The organism is Ameyamaea chiangmaiensis (assembly GCF_013376175.1).
Classification (GTDB): Bacteria; Pseudomonadota; Alphaproteobacteria; order Acetobacterales; family Acetobacteraceae; genus Ameyamaea; species Ameyamaea chiangmaiensis.
Map to the genome: position 1 here is coordinate 1 of NZ_JABXXR010000090.1, position 11,686 is coordinate 11,686.

The window sequence follows — 11,686 nt, forward strand, 5'->3', positions numbered from 1 at the left end:
CGGCCTCCACGCGGGCCAGATGCGTCGTCCAGACGGCGGTGTCGCCCGTCGCGACCGGGGCGTCGGCCAGGGTTTGTAACGGGCGGTGACGCAGGCCGGAGGCCTGTTCGATGCGCCGATCCAGTGCCGAGGGATCCGGGCGGTCAAGGCGGCGCAGGCCGCGCCAGGCCAGAACGCCGGCGGTGCCGAGTGTCGCTGCCAGCACTACGGCGTGGAGCCCATCCGGCAGGCGTTGCGGAAGACGCAGAAGCCCGGCCAGCGCATACGCCCCGATCAGGCCCACCGGGGCGAGCAGCGCCGGCACCGCGCCTTCGACCAGCAGCACATAGCGGGCCCTGCGCCTGACCGCCGGAAGGTCGCGCGGCAGAGCCGTCGTCCCCGGCGACGGGGACGCGAGCAGCGGCGGCCGAGTACCGCTCATGGGGCCCTCGTCCGCGCGACTCGCATCGTCAGGCCAGCCAGTCCGGCTGGCGCTCGGCATCCCACAGGGCCTCGACCGGCTGGCGGGCACGGATCGTGGCCCAGCGCCCGTCGTCGACCATCGCCTGCGCGGCCAGCGGGCGGGCGTTGTAGGTGGAACTCATCACCGCGCCGTACGCGCCTGTGTCGAGGACCGCCAGCCGGTCGCCGCGCTCGATGATCGGCAAGGCGCGATCGCGGGCGAAGGTGTCGCCGCTTTCGCACACCGGGCCCACGACATGGGCCTGCTCCAGCGGTCCCAGCGCCACGCGGGGCGACAGGGGCACGATGCCGTGCCATGCCTCGTACAGGCTGGGGCGCGCGAGGTCGTTCATCGCGGCGTCGGTGACCAGGAACGGCAGGGCGGTGCCCTCGCCTGGCGCCTTGCGCAGGATCACGCTGGTCAGCAGCACCCCGGCCGGTCCGGCGATCCAGCGTCCCGGCTCGATCGCCAGCCGTACGTCGAGGGCGCCAAGTTCCGCGCCGATCGCCCCGATGAAGGCTTCGGGCGATCCCTCGGTCTCGTCCCGATAGGCAATGCCCAGACCGCCGCCGCAATCCACGGTCGAGACGGCATGGCCCTGCGCGCGCACGATCCGCACAAGGTCCGCGACGCGTGCATAGGCAGCCCGGAACGGCGCGGGCGTCAGGATCTGGCTGCCGATATGGGTTGAGAAGCCCACGGGTTCGATGCCTGGCAGGCCGGCGGCCCGGGCATAGAGCGCGGCGGCATCGCCCCACGCGACGCCGAACTTATTGTCCGCCAGACCGGTGGTGATCTTGGCGTGCGTGCCCGCGTCGACGTCGGGATTGACGCGCAGCGTCACGCGCGCAGTCACGCCCATTCCAGCGGCAATGGCCGAGAGCTGGTCCAGTTCCTCCGCGCTCTCGACATTGATCTGGGCGACCCCGGCGACCAGGGCTGCGCGCAGTTCATCGTCGCTCTTGCCGACGCCAGAGAAGACGATGTGCCGCGCGTCGATCCCGGCCGCACGGGCGCGCGCCAGTTCGCCGCCGCTGACGATGTCCGCTCCGACACCCTCGCGCGCCAGCACGCGCAATACGGCGAGGTGATCGTTCGCCTTCATCGCGTAATGAATGGCGATCGGCAGTCCGGACGCCGCGATCGCCGCGCGTAGCCGTCCGACGCGGATCCGTAGCGTTCCCGCCCCCATGACCCAGGTGGGGGTGCCCAGCGCATCGGCGATGGCGTTCAACGGCACGCCCTCGAACAGCAGACCGTCGACGGCGTTCATGCGCAGGGCGGGGCGCGCGGCGAGCAGCGCGCGCGTGTCGGGATCGGCAGAGGTCAGGGAGGGCAGGGTGTCCATCGCGCGAGACTAGACGCGGCCGCGGTCCGTTCCAAGTGCGCAGACGCGATCTTGTCAGCCTTGTGGCGCGGCTTTACGCCTCGCAGACCAACGTAGGAGACGACGATGACCGATCCCCACCTGATCGCGGAGGCGGTGCGTGTACGGGCCCATGCCTACGCGCCCTATTCGCGCTTCCTTGTCGGCGCGGCGCTCCGCACGGCCGAGGGCGCGCTGTTCAGTGGCTGCAACATGGAAAACGCGGCCTATCCGCAGGGGATCTGCGCCGAAGGAGGTGCGCTGAGCGCCATGGTGGCCGCAGGCGGCCGCGTCGTGACCGAGGTCGTAATCGCGGGAGAGGGGACCGCCCCCTGTACCCCTTGCGGCGGCTGCCGCCAGAAGCTGCGTGAATTCGCAGCCCCCGCGACACGGATCAGCATGGTGGACGATACCGGGCGTCTCCTGCTGGTGCGCACGCTGGCCGAGCTTTTGCCGGACTCGTTCGGGCCCGAAAACCTTGGGGTCTGAGGGGCGGAAGGCGATCTTTCCCACGCGCGGGACGTTCTGACCTGCGTGCCTGTTCAGTCCTCCGGGGGTGACGCGGGCTGCGAACCAGAGCCAGAGGAGCAGACATGGCAACGCGAGAGCCCGTTCTCTATGTGGTAGCCGACGGGGAAAAGGCACGATTCCTGCGTTTCGACGGGACCGGCCTGCGCACGACGCAGTCGTTCGGTCTGAAAAGCCCCGAGACGAATGCCGAGGCCGAGGTCGGCGGCATCAAGGCGCCGCGCACCGACATTCACGTGCAGCTCAAGGAACATTTCACCCGTGATCTGGCCAAGGCCATCGACGCGGCGTTCGCCGCCGACAGCGACCTGGCCGGGCTGGTGCTGTCCGCCCCGGGCCATGCGCTGCACGACATCCGCGAGGAAGTGTCGAGGTCGGTGACGGGAATGGTTCTCCAGACTCTGGACAAGGATCTGGTCAACACTCCCGATGCCGATCTGCTGGCGCATTTCGACCGGCCCGCCACGGGTTGGCGTCTGGCGGGCTGATCGGCGGCCTTCAGACGAAGGTCATCGTGTCGACGTCCACAAGACCCTTGTCGGTGATCTTGAGGTGCGGGATCACCGGCAGGGCGAGAAAGGCCAGCTGAAGGAACGGCTGCGGCAGGGTCACGCCCAGCTCGTGCGCCGCCGCGCCGAGGGCCGTGAGTGCCGCGCTGACGTGCGCGAACGGCTGGTCGCTCATCAGGCCCGCGATCGGCAGCGGGAACTCGGCCATCACGCGGCCGTCGCGCACCACGACCAGGCCGCCGCCGATCTGCGACAGGCGGTTGACCGCCAGCGCCATGTCCCCGTCATCCTGTCCGATCACGCAGATATTGTGGCTGTCGTGCCCGACGGACGACGCCAGCGCGCCGGTGCGCAGGCCGAACCCGCGCACGAATCCGCGCCCGATCGAGCCCAGACGGCCATGGCGTTCGACCACGCACACCTTGCTGATGTCCTGCCCGGGATCGGCGACGACCGCGCCGGCCCGCGTCGGCAGGGACAGGGCCAGGTTTTCGGTGATGATCTGGCCCGGGATGATCCCGATGACCGGGCGGGTGCGACGCCCGTCCCGCACCGCAAGATCGTGCGCGGAGATCGGCCGGTCCAGATGCACCGTGTTGCCCAGAGCCGCGAGCGGCGGCGTCTCGCGTGTGGCGAACAGTGCGGGTGTGACCGGACGGCCCGCGCAGACGACTTCGCTCACCCGGCATGCGTGCAGGTCGTCCAAAAGCACGATATCGGCGCGTCGCCCCGGCGCGATCATGCCCCGATCGGTCAGGCCGAAGGCGGTGGCCGCGCTGAGGGTTGCGGCACGGTATGCCGCGACCGGCTCCACGCCATTGGCGATCGCGCGGCGGACGAGATAGTCGAGATGGCCTTCCTCCTCGATCTCGCACGGGTTGCGGTCATCGGTGCAGAACGCGAAGAAGGGCGATGTCTGGGGGGTTAGCAGGGGGGTCAGGGCATCGAGATCCTTGCAGACCGATCCTTCGCGGATCAGGACCGTCATACCCTTGCGAACCTTTTCCAGCGCTTCGTCGGCGCTGGTCGCCTCATGGTCGGTCCGGATGCCGGCCGCGATGTAGGCATTGAGCGCGCTGCCACGCAGAAGCGGGGCATGACCGTCGATATGCCCGTCGACGAAATACTCCAGTTTTTCCAGGCACCACGGATCGCCGCCGAGCACGCCGGGAAAGTTCATGAACTCGGCCAGGCCGATGACTTTTGGATGGGTGCGATAGGGCAGAAGATCGGAGGAGCCGAGGCTCGCGCCCGCGGTTTCCAGCGTCGTGGCCGGGACGCAGCTCGGCAGGGCGACGCGCAGATCCATGACCATGCGCTCGCTGCTGGCCAGAAAATAATCCAGCGCGGCCGTGCCCAGCACGTTGGCCATCTCATGCGGGTCGCAGATCGCGGTCGTGACGCCCAGCGGCAGCACATGACGCTCGAACTCGAACGGCGTGACCATGGACGATTCGACGTGCAGATGCGTGTCGATGAAGCCGGGAACGGCCACGCGGCCGCGACCGTCGATCTCGGCCACGCCGTCGTAGGCGCCCAGCGTGCCGACGATCGTATCGCCCGTGATCGCGATATCGCCGGGCAGAAGGTCGCCTGTGACGAGATCGAGAAGCTGCACGTTGCGAATGACCAGATCGGCGCGCGTGCGTCCCTGGCCCTGATCGATGCGGCGCTGAAGGAGGGCGGCTGGTATCATGGCGTATTCACGTCCGTTGTGGTCATCATCGGAGTAGAGCGCGCCACACTGGCACAGGTTCGGGCCCGGGTCCCGAACCTGTGCGGCGATCAGCTGTTTTCGGTGACGGTATGTGGGCCGCGGGGCAGGCGAACGCGCCGCAGCGCGGAGCGGGCCCATACGCCGAACCGTTCGAGATACAGATAGATCACGGGTGTAGTGTAGAGTGTCAGGGCCTGACTGACCATCAGGCCGCCGACAATGGCGATGCCCAATGGGCGACGCAGTTCATTGCCATAGCCGCTGCCGATCATCAGTGGCACGGCGCCCAGTGCCGCAGCCAGCGACGTCATCATGATCGGACGAAAGCGCAGCAGGCAGGCGCGGTGAATGGCTTCCAGCGGTGACAGTCCCTCGTTTCGCTGGGCAGCAATGGCGAAATCGACCAGCATGATCGCGTTCTTCTTCACGATGCCGATCAGCAGGATCACCCCGATCATCGCCATCAGCGAGAATTCCTCGCCGAAGAGCGCCAGCGCCAGCAGCGCCCCCACCCCGGCCGACGGCAGCGTCGAGAGGATCGTCAGCGGGTGGACGTAGCTTTCGTACAGGATACCCAGCGTCATGTACACCGCCGCGAGTGCCGCGACGATCAGGATAATGGTGCTGTTGGACGACTGCTGGAACTGGCGGGCATTACCGGCAAATTCGCCGTGTACGGTCTTGGGCAGATGGATGGCGACGGACGCCTGTTCGATCAGCGGCCCGATATCACTCAGCGATATGCCCGGTGCCAGATTGAACGAGATCGTCGCGGCCACCGACTGACCCTGATGATTGACGTTCAGCGCCGTCGTGACCGGCCGGATGGTCGAGACGAAACTCAGAGGTACCATGGTGGACGATGACGTCGACACGGCCGACCCGCTGGAGGTGTTCGAGCCGCCCGCCAGCGCGTTCTGGATCTGGTTGCGGTAGGACGCCTCACTCTGGCTGTCGCTGCTGGTCGCGGTCGATGTCGTGCCCACGCGGATGGTGTTGGAGGCTGTCGCCCCGCTGGCGGTCCCGCCCGAGGTACTGACCCACATCTGGTGCAGCGAGGAGGGATCGCTCCAGAACATGGGACCGACGCCCATGACCACGTGATACTGGTTCAACGCGTTGTAGATGACCGACGCGGAACGCTGGCCATATGCGTCATACACGGCCTGCGAGACCAACTGCGGCGTGACCGAGACACGCGCCGACTGGTCGCGGTTGATGGCCACGGCCAGTGCCGAGCCACCTTCCTGAAGATCCGACGACACGTTGCGGAACTGGGGATATTTCTGCAACTGCGAGACCAGCCGCGGCGTCCACTCAAACAGTTCGGCCGATGAATCGCCCTCCAGCGTGTACTGATACGCAGCATTGCCCCCGCGCGCGCCGACCCGTATCGCGCCCGGTTCCATCGCGAAGAACTGGGCACCGACCATGTTCGACAGGCTTTTGTCGATGCGCGCCATCGTATCGGGCACCGCGTCGTGCCGAATCGACTTGTCCTTTAGCTGGACGAACAGATTGGCCTGATTGGACGAGCCGCGCCCACCGATGAAGCCGGCGACCGAGGCGACGTCCGGATCCTTGAGAATCTGCTGCTGGGTGTAGCGCATCTTCTTTTCCATCGACTGGAACGAGATCGACTGGTCGCCCATCAGATGGCCCATGAGCATCCCGGTGTCCTCGGTCGGGAAAAAGCCTTTCGGCAGTTTGACGAACAGGGCGATCGTCAGGACGACCGTGAACGGCAGCGACAGCGCCACCAGCCGGCGATGGCGCAGTGCCGCGTTCAGAGAGTGCTCGTAGCTGCGCAGTGTGGCGTCCAGAAAGCGTTCGATGCCGAAATGTACGCGCCCGCGCAGACTGCGCGGATCGGGCAGAGTGTGCACGCGTGCCAGAAACACCGAACACATCATCGGCGTCAGGGTCAGCGACAGCACCAGCGAGACGAGGATCGTCGTCGACATGGTCATGGCGAATTCGTGGAACAGCCGCCCCGGGACCCCCCCCATCAGCAGGATCGGCAGAAACACGGCAATGAGCGAGACGGAGATCGAGACGACCGTGAACGCGACCTCCTGGGCGCCGCGCAACGTCGCCTCGCGCAGTGGCAGCCCCTCCTCGATATAGCGGCTGATGTTTTCGAGCACGACGATCGCGTCGTCGACCACAAAGCCTGTCGAGACCGTCAGGGCCATCAGTGACATGTTGTCGAGCGAGTAGCCCAGCAGCGCCATGACCGCGAAGGTGGCGACGATCGACGTCGGCACCACGATAGCCGGGATCAGGGTCGATCGCCCCGAGCGCAAGAAGAACAGCACGACAAGTACGACCAGGATAATCGACATGACCAACGTGGACTGCGTGTCCTGCAGCGCCGCGCGGATGGTCAGGGAACGGTCCAGCGCTTCATGCACAGCAACGTCCGGCGGCAGGGCGGAGCGGATCAACGGCATCTTGGCCTTGATCTGGTCGACCGTGTGAATGACGTTTGCGCCTGCCTGCGGAAAGACCACGGCGATGACCGCTCGCTGACTGCCGAAGAACCCGGCATTGCGCAGGTCCTCGACGCTGTCGGTTACGGTCGAGACATCGCTGAGTCGTACGGCGCGACTGTTGTGATAAGCAACGACGAGATCGCGGTACGCCTGTGCGTTCGTCGCCTGGTCGTTGGTGTCGAGTTCGAAACGCGTTCCGTTCTGCTCGATGAAGCCCTTGGGGGTATGCGCGTTGGCCGAATTCAGCGCGGCGCGGATATCCTCGAAACCGATGCCGTAGGCGAAGAGTTTGAGCGGATTGAGATCGACGCGCACTGCCGGCAACGCACTGCCACCGACCTCCACCTCGCCCACGCCCGAGACCTGCGACAATTGCTGCATCAGGACGTTTTCAGCCAGGTCATACAGCTGCGCCGATGTCCGCGTGGGTGAGGTCAGCGCCATGATCAGGATTGGTGCGCCGTTTGGATTGGCCTTGAAATAGCTAGGATTTTGCCGAAGCGTGGTTGGCAGGTCAGCATGCGCGGCCTGAAGGGCCGCCTCGACATCGCGTGCCGCGCCGTTGATATCGCGCGACAGGTCGAACTGGAGCATGATCCGCGCCTGGTTCTGTGTCGATTCCGAGGTCATCTCCGTCACGTCGGCAATGGCGCCCAGATGACGCTCAAGCGGTGCTGCGACCGTGCTGGCGATTTCTTCCGGCGTGCCGCCCGCCTGCCGTGCCATCACCATGATCACGGGAAAGTCTACATTCGGCAGATCGGAGACGGGCAGGGAGCGATAGCCCACGATACCGGCGATCAGCATGGCGAGCGCCAGAAGCGATGTGGCGACCGGTCGCTGGATGAAAAGACGCGAGGGGTTCACCGGCGGCCCTTATGACGGGGCGGGCGGGACGCGGCGGTTCTCATGCGGGGGCCATCCTTCGCGGGCATGTTCGTGTGGCGTCGTTATACGGGCAGGGTGTCTCTCCTGCCATGCGGAACGGAAAGATCGCAATTAACGGAGTGTTGCGACGTCCCGCACTGGCGCGCGCATGCTGGTACGATCAGGGGATGGCCCGGATTAAAATATTCTCAATGTGAATCGGATGTCGGCTGCTCCCGCTGGGTCCGCGCCGCATGTCCGCTGAGTTCGGCGCCCGCGCGTGGCGAGAGAAGCGCGGCCGTGGGGGCGGCCAGCAGGGCCACCAAACCCGCGACGAGGAAACCCACCGAGAAATCCCCGGGCGTGCTGGACGCGTGATGGCGCAGGGCGCGGGTGATCGCCAGCGTGGCGGCCGCCAGACATACGCCGAGCGACAACGTGGTTTGCTGGAGCGTGCTATACAGGCTTGTCGCGGCACTCATCCGGGCCTGCGGCACATCGGCATAGGCGATCGTGTTGTAGCCCATGAACTGCAGGGCCTGCAGACCGCCCATCAACAGCAGCAATCCGCTCAGCGACGCGGGTGGCCAGCCGGGGCGGAACGCCGTGATGGCCAAGCACGCCGCGCCGGTCAGCACGCCGTTGACGATCAGGACGCGGCGAAAGCCGAACCGGTGGAACAGCCGTCTGGCGCCCGAGCGGGTGACCATCGCGCCGACCGGCGCCGCGAAGGTCACGAGCCCGCTCTGGAACGCCGAGATGTGAAACCCGAGCTGCAGGAACGAGGGCACCAGAAACGGCATGGCGCCCACCGTCACGCGTGAGAACCCGCCGGCAAGGAACGAGATCCGAAAAGTGGCGATCCGCATCAGGCTGAGGTCGACCGCCGGCGCGGCCGTGACCGTCGCATGACGGGCGTAGAGAACCATGCAGCCCAGGCAGAGGCCCAGCAGTTCCAGCAGCGTCCGCCCCTGCGTATCGCCGCGGCCGGCGAGTTCGAGCAGCAGCACGAAACTGCCCAGCCCGATGCCGAACAGGCATTGCCCCCGGACGTCAAATGGCACCGGCCGGCTCTCGCGGATCTGCGGGATGAACCACCAGGTCATCAGAAGGCCCACAACCGCGACCGGCACGTTGACGTAGAAAATCCAGCGCCACGACAGCCACGTCGTCAGCGCGCCGCCGACCAGCGGCCCGACCAGCGGCGCGATCGACGCCGGGGTGATCATCCACGCCATGGCGGTGATCATCAGCGGCTTGGGCACGGTGCGCAGCAGTACCAGTCGCCCGACCGGAACCATCATGGCGCCGCCCATCCCCTGAAGCACCCGGGCGAAGGTCAGTGCCGACAGCGAGTCCGCCTGCGCGCACAGGACCGAACCGCCGAGGAAAATCAGGATGGCCGCCATCAAGGTCGTGCGGCTTCCGAAACGGTCCGCGACGGGCCCGGAGGCGGGAATGAACACGGCCAGCGCCACCATATAGGCGGTCAGTGCAATGCTGGTGTGCAGCGGATCGACGCCGAAGCTGTGCGCCATGGAGGGCAGGGCGGTGGCCAGCACGGTCCCGTCGAGCTGTTCCATGAACATCGCACTGGCCAGAATCAGGGCCGTCCGGCGCATCGACAGGGTCATGCGCGCGACACCGACGGTCACGTCAGCGTTCGGCGGCGATCGTCCGGCCGTGGGGGCGCTCTGCGACATGGTGTTTCCCAGTGACAGTTTTTTATCCCATCCTGCAAGGGGACGGGGAACCGGAAACAGTGCCGCACCGTTCACACGGGTATCACCCATTTGAGGGAGGAAGACACATGGCTGACGACAAAATCGATACCACCGCGCAGAGGGCGCAGGGCTTCATGGATGAAGTGAAGGGCCGCGTGAAAGACGGCGTCGGCGGTCTGGCCGGGGACATCGGCCTGCAGGCCGAGGGAAAGTTCGACCAGCTCGCGGGCGTTGCGCGCCAGGAATTCGCCGACCTGTATGACGAGGGCAACAGCCGTCTGGAACAGGCCGTGGCTTTGGTGAAGGACCGTCCGCTCGCGTCGCTCGGCGTGGTCGCCGTAGCCGGCATCCTGCTGGGCTGGCTGTTCTTTCCGCGTCGCAAGGGCTGACCGCTCCGGCCGAATTTTTTCGGCCGGACTCTTTTCAAAATCCGGCGTTTGATTCACAAGCGACTCGGCGACTCGGGTTGATTCGCTTGCCTCGCTCAGGGGGTAAGCGTGGCCAGAACCCGAGTCGGGCGATGCGGGGCGGCACCAGCCGCGCCGCCGCGCCCAGGGTCGGGAAGAGTGGATGCCGGATTTTTCTCATGAGCGGGCGCATGGTGGCCGGGTTGCCGGCGTCGACGAAGTCGGGCGCGGTCCTCTGGCGGGGCCGGTCGTCGCGGCCGCCGTCATGTTCGCCGGCGCGGTGCCGGACGCGATCATCACCCTGCTCGATGACTCCAAGGTGCTGACCGCCCGCGCACGCCAGCGTGCCTACGACGCCCTGATCGATAATCCGGATGTGGTCATCGGTCTGGCAGCAGCCTCGGTGCCGGAAATCGATACCCACAACATCCTGCGCGCGTCCCATATCGCGATGGTGCGCGCCGTCGCGCGTCTGCGCGTGCGGCCGGACATGGTGCTGGTCGACGGAAATCTCGTGCCGCGCGACCTGCCATGTGCCGCACGGGCGATCGTGGGCGGGGATGGTGCCAGCGTGTCGATCGCGGCCGCCTCCATCGTCGCCAAGGTCACCCGCGACCGGCTGATGACGCGTCTCGACCGGCGTTTCGGCGCGTACGGGTGGGGACGGAACGCGGGCTATCCCACTGCCGGTCATCGTCAGGCCATGCTTGAGCATGGGGTTACCGTTCACCATCGGCGCTCCTTCGCACCGGTCAAAGCGTGTCTGGCCGCCGGGGGTGTTCTGCGACGTTCCGTTGCCACGTGCCGCCCGACGTCGCACGTGTCGGCGGACGCGGCATGAGCGGCGCGCATCATATGGAGCTCCCTCTCGACCAGATCCTGCGTGGTGAGTGCGTCGAGATGATGAGCATGCTGCCCAGCGCGTCGATCGACTGCGTCTTTGCCGATCCACCCTACAATCTTCAGCTGCGCGGCGAACTGCGCCGGCCGGACGAATCACTGGTCGACGGCGTCGACGACGACTGGGACAAGTTCACCGATCTTCAGGAGTATGATCGCTTCACCCGGGCATGGCTCGGAGAGGCGCGGCGGCTTTTGCGCAAGGACGGCACGCTGTGGGTGATCGGGTCGTACCACAATATCTTTCGGATCGGCGCGATCCTGCAGGATCTGGGATTCTGGATCCTGAACGACATTATCTGGCGTAAATCCAACCCGATGCCCAATTTCCGTGGGCGGCGCTTCACCAACGCGCACGAGACGCTGATCTGGGCCGCGCGATCGCCGGACAGCCGCTATCGCTTCAATTATCAGGCGATGAAGGCGCTCAACGACGATGTGCAGATGCGCTCGGACTGGTACCTGCCCCTGTGCACGGGGAACGAGCGGCTGCGCAACGAGCATGGGCTGAAGCTGCATCCGACCCAGAAGCCCGAGAGCCTGCTGCACCGTGTGCTGGTTGCCTCGACCGGGGTCGACGATGTCGTGCTCGACCCCTTTGCGGGGACCGGGACGACGACCGCCGTCGCCCGTCGTCTGCGCCGCCGCTTCATCGGGATCGAGCGCCACCCCGACTACGCGGAGGCAGCGATCGGACGCGCGCGGCGCGAGCGTCCGATCGCCATCGACAG

General features: G+C 66.5%; 10 protein-coding genes. 5 read left to right on the forward strand and 5 right to left on the reverse strand.

The features are described 5' to 3' along the window. Window positions 1-421: DUF4175 family protein (locus tag HUK82_RS11065; RefSeq protein ID WP_176614009.1), on the reverse strand; the 421-nt coding region annotated here is incomplete at its 3' end. Between the two features lie 28 nt (window positions 422-449). Further along, window positions 450-1,790 carry a diaminopimelate decarboxylase gene (gene lysA / locus HUK82_RS11070; protein WP_176614010.1) on the reverse strand — a complete coding sequence of 447 codons (1,341 nt, stop codon included), beginning with the start codon at window positions 1,788-1,790 and terminating at the stop codon, window positions 450-452. A 105-nt stretch (window positions 1,791-1,895) separates the two neighbouring features. Between lysA and cdd the strand changes: the two genes are divergently transcribed. Continuing rightward, a complete protein-coding gene (cdd, locus tag HUK82_RS11075; RefSeq protein WP_176614011.1) occupies window positions 1,896-2,297 on the forward strand; it encodes a cytidine deaminase in 402 nt (133 codons plus the stop codon). A 104-nt stretch (window positions 2,298-2,401) separates the two neighbouring features. Further along, complete coding sequence (locus HUK82_RS11080; protein ID WP_176614012.1) at window positions 2,402-2,824, forward strand: baeRF12 domain-containing protein; 423 nt, start codon at window positions 2,402-2,404, stop codon at window positions 2,822-2,824. Between the two features lie 10 nt (window positions 2,825-2,834). On the opposite strand, the gene ade is transcribed toward HUK82_RS11080, so the two are convergent. From ade to HUK82_RS11095, 3 genes are all read right to left on the reverse strand, one after another. Continuing rightward, entirely contained in the window at window positions 2,835-4,541 is a 1,707-nt protein-coding gene (ade, locus tag HUK82_RS11085; protein ID WP_212647865.1) for an adenine deaminase, read from the reverse strand. 89 nt (window positions 4,542-4,630) lie between these two features. Next, on the reverse strand, window positions 4,631-7,924 hold the full coding sequence (locus HUK82_RS11090; RefSeq protein ID WP_176614014.1) for an efflux RND transporter permease subunit: 3,294 nt from the start codon (window positions 7,922-7,924) through the stop codon (window positions 4,631-4,633). 209 nt (window positions 7,925-8,133) lie between these two features. Continuing rightward, window positions 8,134-9,558: an MFS transporter gene (locus HUK82_RS11095; protein ID WP_246495198.1), complete on the reverse strand. Its 1,425-nt coding sequence runs from the start codon at window positions 9,556-9,558 to the stop codon at window positions 8,134-8,136. Between the two features lie 176 nt (window positions 9,559-9,734). Here HUK82_RS11095 and HUK82_RS11100 point away from each other — a divergent pair, with 176 nt between their 5' ends. From HUK82_RS11100 to HUK82_RS11110, 3 genes are all read left to right on the forward strand, one after another. Next, a complete protein-coding gene (locus tag HUK82_RS11100; protein WP_176614016.1) occupies window positions 9,735-10,037 on the forward strand; it encodes a CsbD family protein in 303 nt (100 codons plus the stop codon). 181 nt (window positions 10,038-10,218) lie between these two features. Continuing rightward, entirely contained in the window at window positions 10,219-10,896 is a 678-nt protein-coding gene (locus HUK82_RS11105) for a ribonuclease HII (protein ID WP_176614017.1), read from the forward strand. Next, on the forward strand, window positions 10,893-11,686 hold a 794-nt coding region (locus HUK82_RS11110), incomplete at its 3' end, for a DNA-methyltransferase (protein WP_176614018.1). The genes HUK82_RS11105 and HUK82_RS11110, both read left to right, overlap by 4 nt.